The sequence below is a fragment of the Zoogloea sp. genome (assembly GCF_041908905.1).
Classification (GTDB): domain Bacteria; phylum Pseudomonadota; class Gammaproteobacteria; order Burkholderiales; family Rhodocyclaceae; genus Zoogloea.
In genome coordinates, this window is sequence record NZ_JAYREK010000011.1 from 18,487 (window position 1) to 39,780 (window position 21,294).

A 21,294-nucleotide genomic window follows, 5' to 3' on the forward strand; every position below is an offset into this window, starting at 1 on the left:
CCCGCGGCGCCGGCCCGCCCCTCGCGACGGCTCCGCCTTGATGCGATAATCGCGTCCTTCGCCCATTTTCGGCCTCCGCCGCTCTGCGCCCATGCATCTTTCCCTGCCGGATTTCTCCGCCTTCCGCGTGCTCGTCTGCGGCGACGTGATGCTCGACCGCTACTGGCACGGCGCCACCGCGCGCATCTCGCCGGAGGCGCCGGTGCCGGTGGTGCAGGTGCGGGGTGACGAACTGCGCGCCGGCGGCGCCGGCAACGTGGCCCTCAACGCGGCCTCCCTCGGCGCCCGCGCCCGGGTCATCGGCCTGGTGGGCGACGACGAGGCGGGCCGCCTGCTCGAGGACAAGCTCGCCGCCCAGGGCGTCGAATGCGCCCTCGAGCGCGTGCAGGACGCGCCGACCATCACCAAGCTGCGGGTCATCTCGCGCCACCAGCAGCTGATCCGCCTCGACTTTGAAGAGCGCTTCGCCGCGATCCACGCCGGGCGGGTGCTGGCAGCCCTCGAGGCCGGCTTGGGCGACGTCGATGTGCTCGTGCTGTCCGACTACGCCAAGGGCACCCTGGCCGACGTGCCGGCCCTGATCGCCGCCGCGAAGGCCCGCGGCATCCCGGTGGTGGTGGACCCGAAGGGCAGCGATTTCACCCGCTACCGGGGCGCCACCATCGTCAAGCCCAACCTGTCCGAGTTCGAGGCCGTGGTCGGCCCGTGCCCCGACGAGGCGACCCTGGTCGCCAGGGGCGAGGCCCTGCGTGCCGAGCTGGGCCTGGAAGCCTTGCTGGTCACCCGCGGCGAACAGGGCGTGACCCTGCTGCAGAAGGGCCAGCCGGCCCACCACCAGCCGACCCGCGCCTTGGAGGTTTACGACGTCACCGGCGCCGGCGACACCGTCTCGGCGGCCCTCGGCTGCGGCCTCGCCGCCGGCCTCGGCCTGCGCGACGCGACCCTGCTGGCCAACCTGGCCGCCGGCGTGGTGGTCGGCAAGCTCGGCACGGCCACCGCCAGCCTCGACGAAGTCCGCGCCGCCATGGACACCCACGCGCCCGTCGCCCACGGCCTGCTCGACGTGGACGCGGCCCTCGCCGCCTGCCAGCGGGCCCGCGCCGCCGGCGAGCGCATCGCGGTGCTGCTCGGCCCCCTCGGCCAGCCCGACGCCGCGCTGCTGGCCCGCCTCGACGCCGCCCGCCGGGCCGCCGAGCGCCTGCTGGTCATCGAGCCCGCCGCCACCGACGCCGGCAGCGCCGCGGTGCTCGCCGCGCTGCGTCCGGTGGATTGGGTGGTCCAGGCCGATCCGATCGGCTGCGCCACGCTGCTGCTGCAGGTCCGCCCCGACGCCCTCGGCTGCGACGCCGCCACTGCCGCCAGCCTGCCCGCCGGCCTCAAGTCGGCGCTGCTGCCCGGCGAGGGGGCGCGATGAGCGACGTGCGGGACATCTCCACCACCGGCGGCCGCATCGCCGCCTGGCTCGACATGCACCTGGTGGACCACGGCGCGATCCGCGCGGTGTACAACAACTTCTACGATCTCGGCGGCGGCATGTACCGCTCCAGCCAGCCCAGCCCGGCGCAGATCCGCAAGTACCAGCAGAAGTTCGGCCTCAGGAGCGTCATCAACCTGCGCGGCCCCCACGGCTACGGCTCCTACGCGCTGGAGCGCGAGGCCTGCGAGAAGCTCGGCATTGCCCTTCACGACGTCAAGCTGTACTCGCGCACGCCGCCCGAGATCGAGGAGGTGCACGCGATGGACGCGCTCTTCAAGACCATCGAATACCCGGCCCTGCTGCACTGCAAGTCGGGGGCCGACCGGGCCGGCCTGGGCGCGGCGCTGTACCGCATCCTGCACCTGGGCCACCGGGTCGAGGACGCCATGGAGGAGCTCGACTGGGTGTACGGCCACTTCAAGAGCGCCAAGACCGGCGTGCTGGACTTCTTCTTCGCCACCTATGTGGCCCGCAACGCCCAGTCCCCCATCGGCTTCCTCGAGTGGGTGGACACCGAGTACAACCGGCTCGAGCTGCACGCCCGCTTCCGCGAGGAGGGCTGGGCCAGCCTGATCGTCGACAAGGTGCTGCACCGGGAATGAAAGCCTCCTTCCAGCTCTACCGCCGCCTGATGGGCTCGGTGCGGCCCTACCTCAAGGTGGTCGCCCTGTCCCTCCTCGCGATGGTCGCGGCGGCCTCCCTCGAGCCGGTGCTGCCGGCCCTGCTCAAGCCCCTGGTGGACGAGAGCCTGATCAAGAAGAACGCCGTCGCCCAGTGGCAGGTGCCGCTGTTCCTGATGCTGGCCTTCCTCGCCAAGGGGGTGGCCGAGTACGTCTCCACCGTCTCCAGCCAGTGGATCGCCAACAAGGCCATCACCGACCTGCGCCAGCAGGTATTCCGCCACCAGATGCACCTGCCGATCCCGGTGCACCAGGCCGAGAGCGGCGGGCGCATGCTGTCGCGCATCCTCTACGACATCCCGCAGGTGGGCGCGGCGCTCTCCAACGCCTGGATCATCGTCGTCCGCGACTCCCTGATCATCATCGGCCTCACCGGCTACCTCATCTACACCGCCTGGGAGCTGACCCTCGTCATCGTCGCCATCGCGCCGGTGGTGGCGTGGCTGATCCGCGTCGCCAGCCGCAAGCTGCGCGGCTCCAACCGCGACATGCAGGAGACCACCGGGCGGATGACCGGGATGGTCGAGGAGACCCTCGGCGGCGTGCGCGAGATCAAGCTGTTCGGCACCCACGACCACGAAGACCGCCGCTTCGCCGCCGTCTCCGAGACCCTGCGCCAGCAGACCATGCGCACCGTGCGGGTGTCGGCGGTCAATGTGCCGCTGGTGCAGGTGCTGGCCGCGGCGGCGGTGGCCACGGTGATCTGGACAGCCGGCTCCCTGTCGGCCCAGAACAAGCTCAGCCCGGGCGAGTTTGTCTCCTTCGTCACCGCCATGTCGATGCTCTTCGAGCCGATCCGCCGCCTCACCAACATCAACGCGGTGATCCAGCGCGGCCTCGCCGGCGCCCAGAGCATCTTCGAGCTCCTCGACACCCTGCCGGAGGTTGACAGCGCCAGCGGCAGCTTCCCGCGGGCGAAGGGCGAGCTCGTTTTCGACGGCGTCTCCTTCGCCTACCCCGGCCAGGGCGGGCTCGCGCTGCAGGATTTCAGCCTGGCCGTCCATCCGGGCCAGACGGTGGCCCTGGTCGGCGCCTCCGGCAGCGGCAAGAGCACCCTGGTGAACCTCGTCGCGCGCTTCTTCGAGCCGGGCAGCGGGCGCATCCTGCTCGACGGCCAGCCCCTCGCCAGCCTGCCGCTGGCCCACCTGCGGGCCCAGCTCGGCTGGGTCGGCCAGCAGGTGGTGCTGTTCGACGATACCATCGCCGCCAACATCGCCTACGGCCGGCCCGATGCTTCCGAGGCCGACATCCGCGCCGCCGCCCGCGCCGCCCACGCCCTCGAGTTCATCGACAAGCTGCCTGACGGCCTCGCCACCCGGGTCGGCGCCAACGGCAGCCTGCTCTCCGGCGGCCAGCGCCAGCGCATCGCCATCGCCCGCGCCTTCCTGCGCGACGCGCCGATCCTGCTCCTCGACGAGGCCACCTCGGCCCTCGACAACGAATCCGAACGCGCGGTGAAGGACGCCCTCGTCGAGCTGCGCCGCAACCGCACCGTGATCGTCATCGCCCACCGCCTGTCCACCATTCACGACGCCGATCTCATCGTGGTCATGGAGCGCGGCCGCATCGTCGAGACCGGCACCCACGACAGCCTGCAGGCCGCCGGCGGCGCCTACGCGCGGCTGCTGGCCAGCGGCGAGGCCGCCCAGCTAACGGAGCCCGCATGAACACCGGCAAGCCCAGCCTCTTCCTGTGCCGCAGCCCGCTGCAGCTGCTCAACTGCATCGAGGCCTGCGAGCATTTCGGCCTGCGCGGCACCCACACCGTGATGGTCTGCGCCTGGCGTGCCGAGCGGGACAAGCACCTCATGCAGCGCCTGCTCGACCTCTATCCCCACTGGTCCGAGCTGCACTTCTTCCCGCTCTATCCCACCAAGGGGCAGCTGCCGGTGATGCTCAAGGTGTTCCGCGGCCGGCGGCATTTCGCTCATCTGTTCTACGGTGACTCGACCCACCTGATCAACGTCTTTCTCAACAAGGTGGGGCGGTTCGACAGCATCCATCTGGTGGACGACGGCGCCGCCACCCTGCACCGAGCACACCAGATCGCCACCCGGGTGCTGCACCGTCAGCGCAAGAACTTCACCCCCCGCGGCAGGCTCGGCACGGCCTTGCAGGCCGGCCTCGGCTTGAGCCCGATGTTTCTCTACCGGGCCCGTTTCTTCACCTTCTACCCGATCAGCCAGCCCGAGCTGGCCGGCACGATCGACCGCAACGAGCTGGCCTTCTGCAAATCGCGGATCGGCGAAAAACCGCGCACCGACGAGGTGTGGTTCATCGGCAGCGACATCCGCCGCGAGGTGCTGGCGCGGCGCGAGGATTACGACGCCTTCCTCGAGCAGGTGCATCGCCGGATCGACCTGTCGAAAGTGGTGTACATCCCCCATCGCAAGGAGCCGGACGACTACCTGGCCGAGATATCGAAGCGCTATAGCATGGAAGTCCGCCGCCTGGAAGCCATCCTCGAACTCGAACTTGTCAACGCGCCCACGCTGCCTAAGGCCTTCGTGTCCTTCACGAGCAGCGCCCTCGACACCATCGACCTCCTGATCAAGCCGCCGATCACGGTATTCCGGATACCTCAGGGGGCCATCCGCGACATCCTCCGTGCGAAGTATGACGAGGTTTACGACGCCATGGCCCGCAAGGGCTTCAATATCGTCGACCTGGACATGCCAGCCACGGCTTGAAGCCGAACACCCCCGAATCCCCAGCGAGGCCCCTCATGCAAAACGTCCTGATCACCGGCGCCGACGGTTTCATCGGCTCCCATCTCACCGAGTTGCTGGTTCGTGAAGGCTACAAGGTCAAGGCCCTGTCCCAGTACAACTCCTTCAACTACTGGGGTTGGCTGGAGGACGTGGACTGCCGCAAGGAGATCGAGGTTCTCAACGGCGACGTGCGTGACTCGCACTACTGCAAGCACATCACCAAGGATGTGGATATCGTCTTCCACCTGGCTGCGCTGATCGCCATCCCTTACTCGTACGTGGCCCCCGACAGCTACGTGGATACCAACGTGAAGGGTACCCTCAACATCTGCCAGGCGGCCCTCGAGAATGGTGTGAAGCGGGTCATCCATACCTCCACCAGCGAGGTGTACGGTACGGCCCAGTATGTGCCCATCGACGAGAAGCACCCACTCCAGCCCCAGTCGCCGTACAGTGCCTCCAAGATCGGTGCCGACGCCATGGCAATGAGCTTCTTCAACGCCCTCGACCTGCCGCTCACCATCGCCCGGCCTTTCAATACCTATGGTCCGCGCCAGTCCGCCCGAGCGGTGATCCCCACCATCATCAGCCAGATTGCCAGCGGCATGCGGCAGATCCAGCTCGGTGACGTGACCCCCACCCGCGACTTCAACTACGTTGCCGACACCTGCCGTGGGTTCCTTGAACTCGCCCGCTGCGACAAGGCCATCGGCGAAACAGTCAACATCGGCTCCAACTTCGAGATCTCGGTGGGCGATACCCTCAACCTGATCCGCGAACTGATGAACAGCGACGTGGAGTTCCTCACCGACGAGCAGCGCCTGCGCCCCGGCAAGTCCGAGGTTTTCCGGCTGTGGTGCGACAACAGCAGGATCCGCGAACTGACGGGCTTCCAGCCCCAATACGACATCCGCGCCGGTCTCGCCGCCACCATCGAATGGTTCACGCGCCCGGAGAACCTCGCCAAGTACAAGGCCGACATCTACAACGTCTGAGCTACCCGAGCCCATGTTCGATGCCCTGATCCGCTTTGTCCGCGAGCAGTACCGCAGTGACGGCTTCATTCCGCTCCACGCACCGGTGTTTGCCGGCCACGAGCGGGACTATGTCACCGATACCCTCGATTCCACCTTCGTCTCCAGCGTCGGGGCCTACGTAGACCGTTTTGAGCGGGACGTGGCCGCCTACACCGGCAGCCCGCGGGCCGTCGCGACGGTGAATGGCACCGCTGCCCTGCACATCGCCCTGCGGCTGGCCGGCGTGGAGCCGGGGGAACTGGTCATCACCCAGTCGCTCACCTTCGTCGCCACCTGCAACGCCATCGCCTACTGCAGCGCCGAGCCTGTCTTCATCGACGTGGACCGTCACACCCTCGGCCTGTCGCCCGGCGCCATGGAGACCTGGCTCGCCGACAACGCCATCGTCGGCGCCGACGGCCTGTGTCGCACCCGCGACAGCGGCCAGGTGATCCGTGCCTGCGTGCCCATGCACACCTTCGGCCACCCGGCCGACCTGGACGGGCTGGTGGATGTCTGCGCCCGCTGGAAGCTGGTCCTCGTCGAAGATGCCGCCGAATCCCTCGGCAGTTTCTACAAGGGCCGCCACACCGGTACCTTCGGCGCCCTCGGCACCCTCAGCTACAACGGCAACAAGATCATCACCACCGGTGGTGGTGGCATGATCCTCGCGGGGGAAGAGCTCGGCGCCCGCGCCAAGCATCTCACCACCACCGCGAAGCGGCCGCACCCCTACGAATACGTGCACGACGAACTCGGTTACAACTACCGCCTGCCCAACCTCAATGCGGCCCTCGGTTGTGCCCAGCTCGAACAGCTCGAAGGTTTCATCGCCACCAAGCGCGAGCTGGCTGCTCGCTACGCCGCCCATCTGGCGGGCAGCGAACTGCAATTTTTTATCGAGCCGTCCGGGTGTCGTTCCAATTACTGGCTCAACGCGGTGATCTGTGCTGACCACGAACAGCGTGACGCCCTCCTCAAGGCTACCAATGATCAGGGCGTGATGACCCGCCCGATCTGGGCCCTGATGAATCGCCTGCCCATCTATGCCCATTGCCGCAAGGGTGACCTCTCCAACGCCGAGTGGCTGGAGGCGAGGGTGGTCAACCTGCCCAGCAGCGTGTTGCCGGACGCGCTGGCATGAGCCGGATGAAGTTCGCCTGGGAAACCGGCCTCGACAGTGCCACTGTCCCTGTCTATATGGGACGGGCCTACCAAAACCTGTTTGCAGACTACGATCGCACGGAAGCTCGCGTACTCGCTTGCTCCGCAGGGGGGCTGACGAGTTACCTCCCGATGCTGGTCCGGGAGCTGGGAAATGGGCAGAATGAAGCCTACTCCGCGTATGGATACGGCGGCCTGTTGGGGGCGCTCAGTCTGTCTGATGCTGACGTTGCCGCACTGAAAGCTTTTCTGGCAGATGCCTCCATCCTGGCCTTGTTTATCCGCCACACTCCTTTTCTGAACAACCACATCGCATGGCCTGGCGATCTTTGCTCACTTAGCCGACACACCTACGCCGCGTCGCTCCGGTCCCACGAGAACTTCGACAACTATCTAGCAAGTCTCCCCCAAAAGCTGCGTTGGTCAGTCAACTATGCGCAGCGTGCGGGACTCCACGTATCGTTTCACGATCTGGCAACGTGCTTGGACAGCAAAATAGAAGCTTTTTACCGCCTGTATGTCGAACTCATGCGGCAAAAAAAAACCGCGAATTACTATCTCTTTTCTGAAGCCTTCTTTTTCGAACATGCTCGCGCTCTCGGAGCAAGCTGCGAACTGGCGGAGATCGTAAATAACGAAACGGGTGAATTGATGGCCGGTGCGTTTTTCCTGATGGACGGAACGGGCTGGGCTCACTATCACCTGAGCGCGGCCACGCGAGATCTCATGAAAAAACAGGGTATGGAACTACTGATTGCGTCGGCGATCTATCGCTACGGTAATAACGGCTGCAGTGCCCTGCATCTTGGCGGTGGTCACGCTCTGGACGAAAGCGACGGATTGAGTCGCTTCAAAGCCAAATTCGCCAGTAATCGCTTCGATTTTTGCTGTACCAAGCTGGTTTGCGACGAAGTGGGCTATATTGCGGAGCGCGAGCGCTTGCCATTAGCCAACCCAGGATTTTTTCTTATTGCGGACGCGCGGGCGTTCTGATGAACGCAGTAATCGAGATTGGCCGATCCAGAGTTAATCTTTTGATTCTATTCGTCATTAAGGCTTCAAGACCATGATAGGTGGCGAACATTATCTTACTCCTCCCGCCCGGGTTGAAAACAGCTTGGGTGAGATGCTTGAAAAAACGACGGGCGAAATGGTTTTCTTCTCGACAGGGCGAGATGCGCTTTTTTCCCTTCTGGTTAGCCTGCCGCACAGGAGCATCTACCTTCCGGACTTGGTGTGTGCGTCAGTTCACCAAGCCTGCGTGGCTGCGGGAAAGGTAATTATCAGCTACCCACTCGAGCCGGAACTTCTTGATAGCAGTCAATTAGACCTGCAGAAGGCCAAATCCTCATGCCTGCTAGTCATGCACTACTTTGGCGTAGCCAATTTGCCTCTTTTGTCCCGAGCCAGACAAGCCGGCATAACGGTAATTTCCGATGTCACCCACATGCTTTTCAATCCCAGGCAGCTGGCGCAGATCGCCCAGGAGTCGGACTACCTGATCGCCAGCCTCCGCAAATCCGGTGCATTTCCGGACGGAGGCTTTGTGTCCAGCTGCTTAGAACCTCTAGTCCAGGCCACGCTGCCCATTCGCGAGAGATTTTTCTCACTCCGTGCGGCAGGTCTGCTCTCCAGAGGTTTTTCTGCGCAGAAAAATTTTTGCGATGACGAAAATTTTCATTTGCTGAGGACTGCCGAGGGTGTAATCGACCAATCCAGCCCAGGTGCGCACCAATGTAGCTATCTGACTAGGCGCCTGCTGTTTACGGTGGATGTCGACGCTGCTGCTTTGAAAGTAAATGACAACATGCAGACTCTGGCTGCCAATCTTAAGGACGCCTGCGTCACCCCTTGTCAGCCCGGCTTCACTTCACCTTACTTTTGTTGTTTCTTTCGTAACAGAAAAGAGCGGGATTTTGTGCGCACTCAACTGGCCGCACGCAAGTACTTCTGCCCCGTGCATTGGGACACTTCTTCGCTGCCCACGCCGAGCCCGTTGTCTGAGCGCTGCCTCAGTATTCCCTGTGATGCACGCTACAATTCAATTGATATGAACGACGTTGCAAGCATCATCGAGTCATGCGTAAAAACATAAAAATCGCGATCCTGACGACTGCCCGTTCAGATTTTGGCCTGTTGAAACGGGTCATTCGCCATGCCGCGGAACGCTTCAATGTCGACCTGCTGGTAGCGGGTTCCCATTTCTTGCGCTCGCGTGGAGAAACCATTCACGAAATTGAATTTGAATTCGCTGCCTGCCCGAACATCAAGATTGTTCCTTTTGATGCCATGGACGGTGCAGCCACTCCATCCGCGCAGGTAAGTACGCTGGCCCATACCCAATTGCTGGTCTCCAGCTGGTTGGAGAGAAATCGCTATGATCTGCTGCTTTTTCTCGGTGACCGCTGGGAACTCTGGGGTGTCACTCTCGCAGCCTTCATGCATGGCGTTCCTCTGGCGCACATCAGCGGCGGTGAAATCACTGAGGGTGTCATTGACGATTCCGTTCGACACGCCCATACGAAGATCGCTGGACTGCATTTTGCGGCAACCACTGATTACGCGAGAAACCTTAGCCTGATGGGGGAAGAGGACTGGCGTATCTCCGTGGTCGGTGAGTGTGGCCTGGATCAAATTCACGATAGCGAAATCGCGTCCCCCGAGGAAGTCAGGGAAAAATTTGGCATTGACTTTTCGCGTGACATCATTCTGGTCACGTTCCATCCATCGACTCTCGATTGCCAGACCTCGGTTTCCGAGCAAATCGGCGCTGTATTGAAATCCTTGTCTGCATTTCCCCGCTACCAGATCATATTCACGGCTCCGGGCGTGGAGCAGGGGGCCGAAACAGTGCTGGAAGCAATTCGGCACTATGTCGCCGAACATGCAAATGCAACGCTTGTCGACCATTTTGGTAATCGGAATTATCTTGCGGTGATGCAACGTGCCAAAGTCGTGGTTGGAAACTCTTCCAGCGGTCTTGTCGAAGCGTCCTCCTTCGGAGTGCCAGCAGTCAACATTGGCCAACGCCAGAAGAATCGTCTTGCCGCGGATTCGGTGCAGCATGTTTCTTATTCGGCTATTGAAATCCGCACTGCTGTAGAGCGAGCCCTGACCGCCGATTTCCAGCAGCATGCTCGCACGTGCCTTAATCCCTATGACCCTTACCGTGATGGTAAGAACTCGTTGCGGATTGTGGATGCGCTAGAATATGCCCTAACTGCTCTGCCGCGAGAGCGTCTGCGCATCAAGAAATTCGATACCCGGGTGATGCCTGAGCAATGGAATTACCTTCTTAAAGAAAGGGCCTGAAGTGAAACACGTTTATATCATTGCTGAGGCTGGGGTTAACCATAATGGCGATGTTGCGCTCGCGCGGAAACTGATCGAAGCTGCCCACGCCGCTGGGGCGGATGCGGTCAAATTTCAGACCTTCAAGACCGAGAAGATTCTGACCCGCAACACTGGCATGGCTGCATACCAGAAGGAAAATCTAAATTCAGATGACACACAGTTTCAGATGGTCAAGGCGCTCGAGCTCAGTTACCGCGATTTTGCTGATCTTAAGGCCTATGCCGATTCGATTGGGATCGATTTCCTGTCAACTCCGGATGATGAGGAAAGTCTGGATTTTCTGGCTGGTGAGCTGGATTTGCCATGGGTCAAGATCGGTTCAGGCGAGGTAACGAACTTGCCCTTTTTGCGCAAGATTGCGGCCAAGCAGAAGCCCCTCATTCTATCTACTGGCATGTCTAACCTCGGCGAAGTCGAGAGGGCTGTCCGGCTGATCCGTACGATAAACAACCATCCGCTGGTGCTTTTGCATTGCACAACCAATTATCCCTGTCCTCCTGCAGAAGTGAATCTGCGGGCGATGCAAACCCTTAAGTGCGCTTTTAATGTCCGGGTTGGTTATTCTGATCACACGGAGGGTTGCGAGGTTCCTGTTGCAGCAGTCGCACTGGGCGCTGAACTGATCGAGAAGCACCTGACCCTCGACAAGGAGATGGAGGGGCCAGATCACCGCGCCTCACTAGAACCTGCTGAGTTTGGTGAAATGGTGCGGCAACTCCGGGCGATCGAGCAAGCGCTAGGAAACGGGGTCAAGTGGCCCAATCCGAGTGAGGAAAAAATCAAGCCCCTTGTGCGCCGCCGCATAGTAGCGGCCCACGAGTTACTCCAAGGAACCGTCATCGACTGGGATCACCTCAGTTTCAAGCGCGCTAATGAGGGTATTTATGTCGATGAAGCGGAGTATCTGATCGGGCGACGCCTGAACGTCAGTCTTGCCGAAGATTTTCCTTTCACGTGGTCCTGCCTTGGTGAACACATCTCACCTACGCAACAACACGCAGACGATACTCACTGAGTCTGCTCATTAAGTCCAAAGACGCGCAATAGGAGCTAAATTTGGAAAAGCCGACTTTCGAAGATGTCAGTCTCAGTCCGGCGGCAGCGGCCGACTTCGATTTTATTTAAGATCTTAAATGCGAAGCAAATGGCATCTGCTGAGGAGGGTTTGCTGCAAAGCCAGACTATGAAAACCTGAACATTGCTGGATACTGATGTATGAAATACTGGAAGAAAACGCTCGTTGAACCGACCGCTTCGCTGGAGAGCGCGATTGCGGCAATGGATAACGGTGGTCTGCGAATCGCTCTTGTGGTGGATGAAGAGCGTTGCCTGCTCGGCACGCTGACTGACGGCGACGTACGCCGGGCCCTGCTACGCCACCAGCCCCTCGATATTCCGGTCAGTCAGGTGATGTGCGCCACCCCTCAGGTCGCCCAGCGGGACTGGAGCCGCGAGCGTGTGCTGGCCGTGATGGAAAGCACCCAGTTGCTGCAGTTGCCGGTGGTGAATGACGACAACCAGGTGGTCGGGCTGGAAACCCTCCATGGCCTGCTCGACAAGCGCCTGCTCAGCAACCCGGTGTTCCTGATGGCGGGTGGCTTCGGTACCCGCCTGCACCCGCTGACCAACGACTGTCCCAAGCCGCTCCTCAAGGTCGGCGACAAGCCAATCCTCGAACTGATCCTCGAAAGTTTCATCCAGGCCGGCTTCCACCGCTTCTTCATCTCAACCCACTACCTGCCCGAGATGGTCCGCGATTACTTCGGCGACGGTAAGCGCTGGGGGGTCAGTATCCACTACACCCACGAGGAGACCCCGCTCGGCACTGGCGGCGCGCTTGGCCTGCTGCCCCACGACGAAATCAACGAGCCGATGCTCATGATGAATGGGGATCTGCTCACCACCCTCAACTACCGCGATCTGCTGGCCTTCCACGACGAGCACCAGGGCATCGCCACCATGTGCGTGCGGGAGTTCGAGTACCAGGTGCCCTACGGGGTGATCCAGAGCGAAGGCCATCTGATACGGTCGATGGTGGAGAAGCCGGTCTACAAGTTCTTCGTCAATGCCGGTGTGTATGTGCTGTCCCCCGAGCTGGTGAAGCGCGTCGCCCCCGGCACTCGGGTGGACATGCCGACCCTGCTCGAACAGGCCATTGCCGAGGGGCGCGACGTGACCATGTTCCCGGTCCACGAATACTGGCTGGACATCGGGCGAATGGAGGACTTCAAGCGCGCCCAGGTGGAATTCGGAACCTTCCTCAAGTGAAAATCCTCACCCTGATCCCGGCCCGCGGCGGCTCCAAGCGCCTTCCGGGCAAGAACATCAAGGAACTGGGCGGCTTGCCGCTGATCGCATGGACCCTCCACGCCGCCCGCGACAGCAGCGTGTGCGCCGCCATCGTGGTGTCCACCGACGATGAAGCCATCGCCGCGGTGGCACGCGAGCATGGCGCCGACGTGCCCGGCCTGCGCCCGGCGGCGCTGGCCACCGATACCGCCGGCAGCGTCGATGTCGCCCTCCACGCGCTCGACCTTTACGAGGCCGGCCATGGCCCGGTGGACGGCCTGCTGCTGCTCCAGCCCACCTCGCCCTTCCGGACGGCCGACACCATCCGCCGCGGCGTGGCACTGTTCGCCGAAAACCATGGCCGCCAGCCGGTTGTCGGGGTCAGCGCGGCGCCGAGCCACCCGGCCTGGTGCTTCCGCACCACCTCCGACGGCATGGAGCCCTTCCTCGGTTGGGATGCCATTGGCCGCCGCTCCCAGGATCTGGAGCCCGCCTGGGCCCTGAACGGCGCCTTCTATCTGATCGCTCCGGCCCGCCTGCGGCAGGAGCGCCGCTTCCTGACCCCGGACACCCGGCCGCTGATGATGGACGATCCGCGCGAGGCCATCGACATCGACAGCCCGGAGGACTGGGCGCTGGCGGAAGCCAGCCTGTCGCGAGAGATCAGATGATCGTAGCCCCTCTCCTGCCCCGTTTGTGGGAGTACTTCAGCCGGCTGGGCCTGCTCACCTTTGCTTTCGGCTATGTGGGGGGGCTGGCCCCGGCCAACATCGGGTTGGGCATTCTGTTGGTGGCCTTCTTGAGCCGATGCGCCTGTGGCGAACGCCATCTCCTGCGTGACCGCTTCGTCCACCTGTCGATGCTGTGGCTGGTCGTTGCCCTCGCGCTCGCCGTGTGGGGCGCCTGGCTCTTCCCGGCCGTCGGCAAATCCCAGTTTTCTTCGCTCCCCGAAGTCTGGAGCTTCGCCTTCATTCCCCTCGTTGCCTTGGCTACCCGAGGCAATAACCGCTTGATCCTGCTGACCCTTCTGGTCGCCCTCTTTGGGTTGCTGTACCGCCTGGCGCGGGATGTCGTGACCGGCGTCGGCCCACCGGATCACTACGACGGCGTCGCCCTCGGCGTCGGGCGCAACCTCGCCGTGCTGTTCATCGACGTGGGCGCGGTCGGCTGCCTGGTCCTGCTGTTCACCCTGTTCGACAGCCCGCTCCTGCGCGGTGCGCGCCGGCTGGTGGCCGCCGGGCTGTGCCTGCTCGCCCTCGCTGCGCTGCTCTACGCCTGGGTCGCCGCCGCCTCGCGGACGTCCCTGGTGGCCCTGCCGCTGGCATGTGCCGCGATCGTGCTCGGGCGTCTGGTGGGGGGGCGCCGCAGCACGATCCTGGTGGGGCTGACGCTGACCGTCGCCTTTGCCGTCCTGATGACGACCTACGCCGGCCGGATTTTCGGGGAGCTGCAGAAGGACGCCGGCACCTGGAGCGCGATCGCTGCCGGCGACTGGGGCGGGGTCCCCCGCGACACCGCCACCGGCCTGCGCTTCCACATGTGGCACCTGGCCTGGGACTACTGGGTGCAGCGCCCCGTCACCGGGCTCGGCCCCAGCGTCACCCACCTGTTGCGCAGCGATCCGTCCCGCGCCTTCCTGGCCGTCTTCAACCAGTACCACAGCGGCTACGTGGAGCTGCTGCTGCGCACCGGCCTGATCGGCGTGGCCTTCTATCTCGTGGCGACGCTGCGGGTGTGGCAGGTCGCCCTCCGCGCCCGCGCCGCCGGCCGCCTGCCGCGCGGACTGTTCGAGCTGCTGGTCGCCGGCTTTGCGATTTTCGTCGCCCTCAACTTCACCAACGCCATCCTGTTCTTCCAGCAGGGCTGGCAATTCGTCGTCCTGTTCGGCGGCATCGCCTACGGTTATGCCTGGGCCGACGGGCGGCCCGCAGACGCGGAGCCCGGATCATGACCGTCACTCCCCGGCGCACGGTGGCCCTCTTCTTCGTCGCCTCGCCGCTGCACTACCTGGCCGCGCGGGTGGTGGCCCGCCACTTCGAGGCCGGCAGCCGCTGCATCGTGGTGCCCTACCGCCCGGGCGCCCGGCAGTTCGTCCGCGAGGCCGACTGGGATGCCGTCGCCTACGCGCCGTGGCCGCGCTTCGACCCGCTGCCGGGCCCGCTCGGGCGCCACCGCCGGCTGCTCGCCAACATCCGCGACGTGGCCGCCGTCGTGGGGCCCTGCGACACCCTGCTGATCCACAGCCCGGTGTTCGACACCGAGGCCATCAACTACTTCCTGCGCGCCCTGCCGAGGCGCTGCGGCGCCGGCACCATGCACGCCCGCATCCTGCCGGACGGGCTGATGAACGTCGCCCGCCACCCCCTCAACCCTGCCCGACGGGCCGCCCAGTACCTGCGCAAGCTGCGCCGGCTGATCTCGCCGCAGCTGGACTACTGGTGCTTCGGCGGCGACCGGATCGGCTCCGAGGCGCCCTTCGTGGACCGCATCTACACCCTGGCCGGCTTTCCCCACGACTACCCGCCCGAGAAGGTGGTCAGCCTGCCGCCGCTGGCGGGCGGGGAGGGCGGAGCCACCAGCGACACCGCGCTGATCGTCGGCCAGCCCCTCGTCAGCATCGGCGCCCTGACCCAGGCCGAGCACGACGCGATCTGCGCCCGGATCGTCGACTGGCTGAAGGCCCGCGGAATCGAGCGGGTCATGTACAAGGCCCACCCCCGCGACCATGCCCACGAGATGCGGGTGCCCGGCGCCGAACTCCTCGAGATCACCGAACCCCTCGAGAGCCACATGGCGGCCCACCCCTACCGGGCGGTGATCGGCATCAATTCGACGGCCCTCTACCTGGCCCGCCAGATTTATGGGCCGGAGGTGCCGGTGGTATCCTTCGGCAACGACAAGGTTCATTTCAAGAACCCGGACCAGCGCGAAACGGCCATTCGTCTGATGAACAGTCTGGGCATCCAGCAGCTTTGAAGCCCGGCTGGGGCGCGGCATTAGCGCCGCGGTTGCAAGCCCCTTTCCTCGCCCCCGTTTCTGACCGAAAATTTGGCCTGGCGCGGCCTGCGGTTCGTCTCCCCACTTTTCGATACTTCTTCATGCTCACCAACAAATCCATCCTCATCACCGGCGGAACAGGCTCGTTCGGCAACACCTTCGTCCCGATGACCCTGGCGAAATACAACCCGAAGCGCCTGATCATCTATTCCCGGGACGAGATGAAGCAGTGGGAGATGGCCAAGAAGTTCCAGGGTGATCCGCGGGTGCGCTTCTTCATCGGCGACGTGCGCGACCGCGAGCGCCTCTACCGCGCGCTCGACGGCGTCGACTACGTGGTGCATGCCGCCGCCACCAAGATCGTCCCGACCGCCGAATACAACCCCTTCGAGTGCGTCAAGACCAACATCAACGGCGCGATGAACCTCATCGATGCCTGCATCGACAAGGGCATCAAGCGCGTCGTGGCCCTGTCCACCGACAAGGCCAGCAGCCCGGTGAACCTCTACGGCGCCACCAAGCTCGCCTCCGACAAGCTCTTCGTGGCCGGCAACTCCTACGCCGGCGGCCACGACACCCGCTTCGCGGTGGTGCGCTACGGCAACGTGATGGGCTCCCGCGGCTCGGTGATCCCCTTCTTCATGTCGATTCGCGACAAGGGCGTGCTGCCGGTGACCGACGAGCGCATGACGCGCTTCATGATTTCCCTGGAGCAGGGCGTCGAGCTGGTGTGGCATGCCTTCGACGACATGGTCGGCGGCGAGATCTACGTGAAGAAGATCCCCTCGATGAAGGTCACCGAGCTCGCCAGGGCCGTCGCGCCCGACGCCAGGGTCGAGTTCGTCGGCATCCGCCCGGGCGAGAAGCTCCACGAGCAGATGATCAGCCCGGAGGACTCCTTCTACACCTACGAATACCCCGAGCACTACAAGATCCTGCCGGCGATCCACAACTGGGACACCACCACCGAGCGCATCAAGGACGGCAGGAAGGTGCCCGAGGGCTTCGAGTACGCCAGCGACAACAACCCCGAGTGGATGAGCGTGGCCGCGCTGCAGGCCTGGATCGCCGCCAACCAGCACAAGATCGGAAACATCTGAGCATGATCCCCTACGGCCGGCAGGACATCACCCCCGAGGACATCGCCGCCGTCGAGGCGGTGCTGCGCTCCGACTTCCTCACCCAGGGCCCGGCCGTGCCGGGCTTCGAGCAGGCCCTGGCCGCTTACTGCGGGGCCGCCCGCGGCGTCGCGATGAACAGCGCCACCTCGGCGCTGCACGTGGCCTGCCTGGCCCTCGGCCTGGGGCCGGGCGACCGCCTGTGGACCAGCCCCAACACCTTCGTCGCGTCGGCCAACTGCGGGCTCTACTGCGGCGCCGAGGTGGATTTCGTCGATACCGACCCGGCCACCTACAACATGTCGGTTGCCGCGCTGGAAGCCAAGCTTGCCGCTGCCGCCGCCGAAAACCGCCTGCCCAGGGTGGTGATCCCGGTGCATTTTGCCGGCCAGAGCTGCGAGATGCGCGCGATCCATGCCCTCGGCCAGCAGTACGGCTTCCGCATCATCGAGGACGCCTCCCACGCGGTGGGGGCGACCTACCTCGGCGAGCCGGTCGGCAACTGCCGCTACAGCGACATCACGATCTTCAGCTTCCACCCGGTCAAGATCATCACCACCGCCGAAGGCGGCATGGCGATGACCAACGACCCGGCCCTGGCCGAGCGCATGGAGCGCCTGCGCAGCCACGGCATCACCCGCGACCCGGCCGCCATGGCCTGGGACAGCGAGGGCCCGTGGTATTACCAGCAGGTCGAGCTCGGCTACAACTACCGCATCACCGACCTGCAGGCGGCCCTCGGCCGTTCGCAGCTGGCGCGCCTCGACGATTACGTCGCCCGCCGCCACGCCATCGCCGCCCGCTACGACGCGGCCCTCGCCGGCCTGCCGCTGACCACCCCGTGGCAGCACCCGGACAGCCGCTCGGCGCTGCACCTCTACCCGATCCGCCTGCACGATGCCGCGCGCCGGCGGGAGGTCTTCGAGGCCCTGCGCGCGGCCGGCATCGGCGTGAACGTGCATTACATCCCGGTGCACACCCAGCCCCACTACCACCGCCTCGGCTTCCGCCCGGGCGACTTCCCCGAGGCGGAGCGCTACTACGCCGGCGCCATCTCGCTGCCGATGTTCCCGACCCTCACGCCGGCCCAGCAGGACGAGGTCGTCGCCGCCCTCGCCAGGGTGCTCGGATGAAGGTCGCGATCATTCCGGCCCGGGGCGGCAGCAAGCGCATCCCGCGCAAGAACATCCGCCCGTTCGCCGGCAAGCCGATCATTGCCCACTCCATCGCCGCCGCCCTCGACAGCGGCTGCTTCGACCGTGTGATCGTGTCCACCGACGACCCCGAGATCGCCGCCGTGGCCCGTGAATGGGGCGCCGAGACGCCCTTCGTGCGTCCGCCCGAGCTCTCCGACGACCACACCGGCACCAACGCGGTCGTCAAGCATGCCCTGCGCTGGCTGGCCGACCAGGGCACGCCGGCCAGCCACGCCTGCTGCATCTACGCCACCGCCCCCTTCGTGCAGGCCGGCTACCTGCGGGAAGGCCTCGCCAGCCTGCTGGCCCGTGGCCGCGGTTACGCCTTCAGCGTCACCAGTTTCCCCTTCCCGATCCAGCGGGCCGTCCGCATCAATGCCGAAGGTTCCGTCGAGGCGATCTGGCCCGAGAACATCTTCCGCCGCTCGCAGGACCTCGAGGAGGCCTTCCACGACGCCGGCCAGTTCTACTGGGGGACCGCCGAGGCCTTCCTGGGCGACGAAGTCGTCTTCTCCCCGGCCTCGGTGCCCGTCGTGCTGCCCCGCCATCTGGTCCAGGACATCGACACCTTCGAGGACTGGCGCCGGGCCGAACTCATGTTCCGCGTGATCCAGGAAGAAAGCGCCAGCGGCCACGCATGAGCCTCACCGACTCCACCTGCGTCAGCCCGTCCGCCGCCGCTCCGCGCCGTTACGCGTTCCGCGCGGACGCTTCCACCGCCATCGGCATCGGCCACGTCATGCGCTGCCTGACCCTGGCCCGGCGCCTGCGCGAGCGGGGGGGCGAGGTCCGCTTCATCGCCCGCACGCTGCCGCAGGCCTACCGCGACGAGATTGTCGGTTTCGGCTGCAGCGTCGCCATGCTGCCCCCCGCCCCGCGCCCGGCCGACACTGCGGCCGGCCCGGCCCACGCCGCCTGGCTCGGCGCCCACCGGGAAGACGACGCGGCCCAGACGGCCGCCGCCATCGAAGCCTGGGGCGGCACCGACGTGCTGGTCATCGACCACTACGCGATCGACCGCCGCTGGGAGGCCCTGCTGCGCCCCCATGCCCGCCTGATCTGCGTCATCGACGATCTGGCCGACCGCCCCCACGACTGCGACGCGCTCCTCGACCAGAACTTCATCGCCGACCCGGCCCGCCGCTACCAGGGCCTGCTGCCGGCCGCCTGCCGCAGCTTCTTCGGGCCGGGCCACGCGCTGCTGCGGCCCGAGTTCCAGGCGGCCCGGGCCAGCCTGCGCCAGCGCGACGGGGGCATCCGCCGCGTCTTCGTGTTCTATGGCGGCGGCGATCCCGACAACTTCACCGGCCTCACCCTCGACGCCCTCGCGCCGCGCCTCGGCCCGGGGCTCGAGGCGGACGTGGTCGTCGGTGCGATCAACCCCCACATCGAGGCGCTGCGGGAGCGCTGTGCCGCCATCCACCACGTCCGCCTGCACGTGCAGCCCGGCAACATGGCCGCGCTGATGGCCGCCGCGGACCTCGCCTTCGGCGCCTGCGGCACCGCCAGCTGGGAGCGCTGCCTGCTGGGCCTGCCGGCCATCGTGGCGATCTTCGCGCAGAACCAGGAGGCGCCGACCCGGGGCCTGGTCGACGCCGGCGCGGTGGAGAGCCTCGGGCGGGCCGACGCCGTGGGCGTCGCGGAGATCGGCGCGGCCTTCGACCGCCTCGCCGCCGACCCGGCTCGCTGCCGGGCGATGTCGGCCGCCGCCCTGGCGGTGATGGCGTCCGAGGGCCCGTCCCTCGACGATTTCCTCGCCGGCGACGAAGCCTTCGAGTTCGAAGGGGTGCGCCTGCGCGCCGCCCGCCAGGACGACGCCGGGGTTCTGCTCGCCTGGCGCAATCAGCCCGACGTGCGCCTATACTCGCGCACCCAGGACATCATCGCTCCCGACAGCCACGCACGCTGGCTGCGCGACGTGATCGCCTCTCCTAACCGCCACCTTATGATCGGTTGCCGGGAAGGCAAGCCGGTGGGGGTGGTGCGCCTCGACGTGGAGGGCGATGCCGGCGAAGTCTCCATCTACCTGGCGCCGGAGGCCCGGGGCCGTGACAACGGCACGGCGCTGCTGCGGGCGCAGGAGGCGTGGCTGCGCGCCAGCCTGCCGGGGGTCACCCGTCTGATCGCCGTGGTCCTCGGCGACAACGTGGCCTCCCGGAAGCTCTTCCTCAAGAACGGCTACACCTGCCTCCCGACCCATTACGAGAAAAGGATCACCCGATGAACGTCTCGATCACCATCGGCAACCGCCAGGTCGGCCTCGATCACCCCCCCTTCGTCATCGCCGAGATGTCCGGCAACCACAACCAGTCCCTCGAGCGGGCGCTGGCCATCGTGGAGGCCGCGGCCAAATCGGGCGCCCACGCCCTCAAGCTGCAGACCTACACCGCCGACACGATGACCCTCGACATCGAGGAGGGCGAGTTCTACATCGAAGATCCCAACAGCCTCTGGAAGGGCGCCTCGCTGCACAAGCTCTACCAGCAGGCCTACACGCCCTGGGAGTGGCACAAGCCGATCTTCGACCGGGCCAACGAGCTCGGCATGCTGGCCTTCAGCACGCCCTTCGACGAGAGCGCGGTGGACTTCCTCGAGAGCCTCGACGTGCCTTGCTACAAGATCGCCTCCTTCGAGAACACCGATCTGCCGCTGATCCGCAAGGTCGCCGCCACCGGTAAGCCGATGATCATCTCCACCGGCATGGCCTCGGTGGCCGAGCTCGACGAGACGGTGCGCACGGCCCGCGCCGCCGGCTGCCGCGAGCTGATCCTGCTCAAGTGCACCAGCACCTACCCCGCGACCCCCGAGAACACCAACATCCGTACCATCCCGCACCTGCGCGAGCTGTTCGGCACCGAGGTCGGCCTGTCCGACCACACCATGGGCACCGGCGTGTCGGTCGCCAGCGTGGCCCTCGGGGCGACGGTGATCGAAAAGCACTTCACGCTGGCTCGCGCCGACGGTGGCGTGGATTCCGCCTTCTCGATGGAGCCCGCCGAGATGGCGGCGCTGGTCGTCGAGTCCGAGCGCGCCTGGCAGTCCCTCGGCCGCGTCACCTACGGCGCGGCCTCGGCCCAGGAGGAAAAATCCAAGGTCTTCCGCCGCTCCCTGTACATCGCCCGCGACCTCAAGGCCGGCGAATGCCTCGACGCGGGGTCAGTCCGGGCGATCCGCCCCGGCCTGGGCCTGCCGCCCAAGTTCATCGACATGGTGATGGGCAAGCCGGTCAAGCGCGACGTCCGGCGCGGCACGCCCCTGTCGTGGGATCTGCTGATCTGACCCGTATCTCCCAG

19 protein-coding genes are annotated in these 21,294 nt (G+C 65.3%); all 19 read left to right on the plus strand.

Features of this window, described 5'->3' with window-relative positions:
• Window positions 1–91: 91 nt before the first annotated feature.
• The 19 genes from rfaE1 (at window position 92) to pseI (ending at window position 21,280) form a co-directional block, all read left to right on the plus strand.
• Window positions 92–1,414 carry a D-glycero-beta-D-manno-heptose-7-phosphate kinase gene (rfaE1, locus tag ACE3OU_RS08450; protein WP_374241109.1) on the plus strand — a complete coding sequence of 441 codons (1,323 nt, stop codon included), beginning with the start codon at window positions 92–94 and terminating at the stop codon, window positions 1,412–1,414.
• Window positions 1,411–2,079 (plus strand): tyrosine-protein phosphatase, encoded by a 669-nt coding sequence (locus tag ACE3OU_RS08455; RefSeq protein WP_374241110.1) that lies wholly within the window; start codon window positions 1,411–1,413, stop codon window positions 2,077–2,079. The genes rfaE1 and ACE3OU_RS08455 overlap by 4 nt, the downstream gene beginning before the upstream one ends.
• The gene (gene msbA / locus ACE3OU_RS08460) at window positions 2,076–3,824 is read left to right on the plus strand and encodes a lipid A export permease/ATP-binding protein MsbA (RefSeq protein WP_374241111.1); all 1,749 of its coding nucleotides are present in this window, start codon (window positions 2,076–2,078) and stop codon (window positions 3,822–3,824) included. The genes ACE3OU_RS08455 and msbA overlap by 4 nt, the downstream gene beginning before the upstream one ends.
• The gene (locus ACE3OU_RS08465; RefSeq protein WP_374241112.1) at window positions 3,821–4,846 is read left to right on the plus strand and encodes a hypothetical protein; all 1,026 of its coding nucleotides are present in this window, start codon (window positions 3,821–3,823) and stop codon (window positions 4,844–4,846) included. Before msbA ends, ACE3OU_RS08465 begins: the two co-directional genes overlap by 4 nt.
• A gap of 35 nt (window positions 4,847–4,881) precedes the next feature.
• Window positions 4,882–5,862 (plus strand): NAD-dependent 4,6-dehydratase LegB, encoded by a 981-nt coding sequence (locus ACE3OU_RS08470; RefSeq protein WP_374241113.1) that lies wholly within the window; start codon window positions 4,882–4,884, stop codon window positions 5,860–5,862.
• Between the two features lie 13 nt (window positions 5,863–5,875).
• Window positions 5,876–7,027: a LegC family aminotransferase gene (locus tag ACE3OU_RS08475; RefSeq protein ID WP_374241114.1), complete on the plus strand. Its 1,152-nt coding sequence runs from the start codon at window positions 5,876–5,878 to the stop codon at window positions 7,025–7,027.
• Between the two features lie 5 nt (window positions 7,028–7,032).
• Window positions 7,033–8,040, plus strand: a complete 1,008-nt coding sequence (locus ACE3OU_RS08480; RefSeq protein ID WP_374241115.1) for a GNAT family N-acetyltransferase — start codon at window positions 7,033–7,035, stop codon at window positions 8,038–8,040.
• A gap of 73 nt (window positions 8,041–8,113) precedes the next feature.
• The gene (locus ACE3OU_RS08485) at window positions 8,114–9,142 is read left to right on the plus strand and encodes a hypothetical protein (RefSeq protein ID WP_374241116.1); all 1,029 of its coding nucleotides are present in this window, start codon (window positions 8,114–8,116) and stop codon (window positions 9,140–9,142) included.
• A complete protein-coding gene (gene neuC, locus ACE3OU_RS08490) occupies window positions 9,127–10,359 on the plus strand; it encodes a UDP-N-acetylglucosamine 2-epimerase (RefSeq protein WP_374241117.1) in 1,233 nt (410 codons plus the stop codon). Before ACE3OU_RS08485 ends, neuC begins: the two co-directional genes overlap by 16 nt.
• A 1-nt stretch (window position 10,360) precedes the next feature.
• Entirely contained in the window at window positions 10,361–11,416 is a 1,056-nt protein-coding gene (neuB, locus tag ACE3OU_RS08495) for an N-acetylneuraminate synthase (protein WP_374241118.1), read from the plus strand.
• A gap of 200 nt (window positions 11,417–11,616) precedes the next feature.
• A complete protein-coding gene (locus ACE3OU_RS08500) occupies window positions 11,617–12,669 on the plus strand; it encodes a nucleotidyltransferase family protein (RefSeq protein WP_374241119.1) in 1,053 nt (350 codons plus the stop codon).
• Window positions 12,666–13,361: a cytidylyltransferase domain-containing protein gene (locus tag ACE3OU_RS08505; protein WP_374241120.1), complete on the plus strand. Its 696-nt coding sequence runs from the start codon at window positions 12,666–12,668 to the stop codon at window positions 13,359–13,361. The genes ACE3OU_RS08500 and ACE3OU_RS08505 overlap by 4 nt, the downstream gene beginning before the upstream one ends.
• Window positions 13,358–14,641 carry an O-antigen ligase family protein gene (locus tag ACE3OU_RS08510; protein ID WP_374241121.1) on the plus strand — a complete coding sequence of 428 codons (1,284 nt, stop codon included), beginning with the start codon at window positions 13,358–13,360 and terminating at the stop codon, window positions 14,639–14,641. The genes ACE3OU_RS08505 and ACE3OU_RS08510 overlap by 4 nt, the downstream gene beginning before the upstream one ends.
• On the plus strand, window positions 14,638–15,666 hold the full coding sequence (locus ACE3OU_RS08515) for a polysialyltransferase family glycosyltransferase (protein WP_374241122.1): 1,029 nt from the start codon (window positions 14,638–14,640) through the stop codon (window positions 15,664–15,666). The genes ACE3OU_RS08510 and ACE3OU_RS08515 overlap by 4 nt, the downstream gene beginning before the upstream one ends.
• A gap of 122 nt (window positions 15,667–15,788) precedes the next feature.
• Window positions 15,789–16,787: a UDP-N-acetylglucosamine 4,6-dehydratase (inverting) gene (gene pseB, locus ACE3OU_RS08520; protein WP_374241123.1), complete on the plus strand. Its 999-nt coding sequence runs from the start codon at window positions 15,789–15,791 to the stop codon at window positions 16,785–16,787.
• A gap of 2 nt (window positions 16,788–16,789) precedes the next feature.
• Window positions 16,790–17,938: a UDP-4-amino-4,6-dideoxy-N-acetyl-beta-L-altrosamine transaminase gene (gene pseC / locus ACE3OU_RS08525; protein WP_374241124.1), complete on the plus strand. Its 1,149-nt coding sequence runs from the start codon at window positions 16,790–16,792 to the stop codon at window positions 17,936–17,938.
• Complete coding sequence (gene pseF, locus ACE3OU_RS08530) at window positions 17,935–18,642, plus strand: pseudaminic acid cytidylyltransferase (protein ID WP_374241125.1); 708 nt, start codon at window positions 17,935–17,937, stop codon at window positions 18,640–18,642. Before pseC ends, pseF begins: the two co-directional genes overlap by 4 nt.
• Window positions 18,639–20,225 carry a UDP-2,4-diacetamido-2,4,6-trideoxy-beta-L-altropyranose hydrolase gene (gene pseG, locus ACE3OU_RS08535; RefSeq protein ID WP_374241126.1) on the plus strand — a complete coding sequence of 529 codons (1,587 nt, stop codon included), beginning with the start codon at window positions 18,639–18,641 and terminating at the stop codon, window positions 20,223–20,225. Before pseF ends, pseG begins: the two co-directional genes overlap by 4 nt.
• Window positions 20,222–21,280, plus strand: coding sequence for a pseudaminic acid synthase (gene pseI / locus ACE3OU_RS08540; RefSeq protein ID WP_374241127.1), 1,059 nt, complete (start codon window positions 20,222–20,224; stop codon window positions 21,278–21,280). The genes pseG and pseI overlap by 4 nt, the downstream gene beginning before the upstream one ends.
• Window positions 21,281–21,294: the final 14 nt, after the last annotated feature.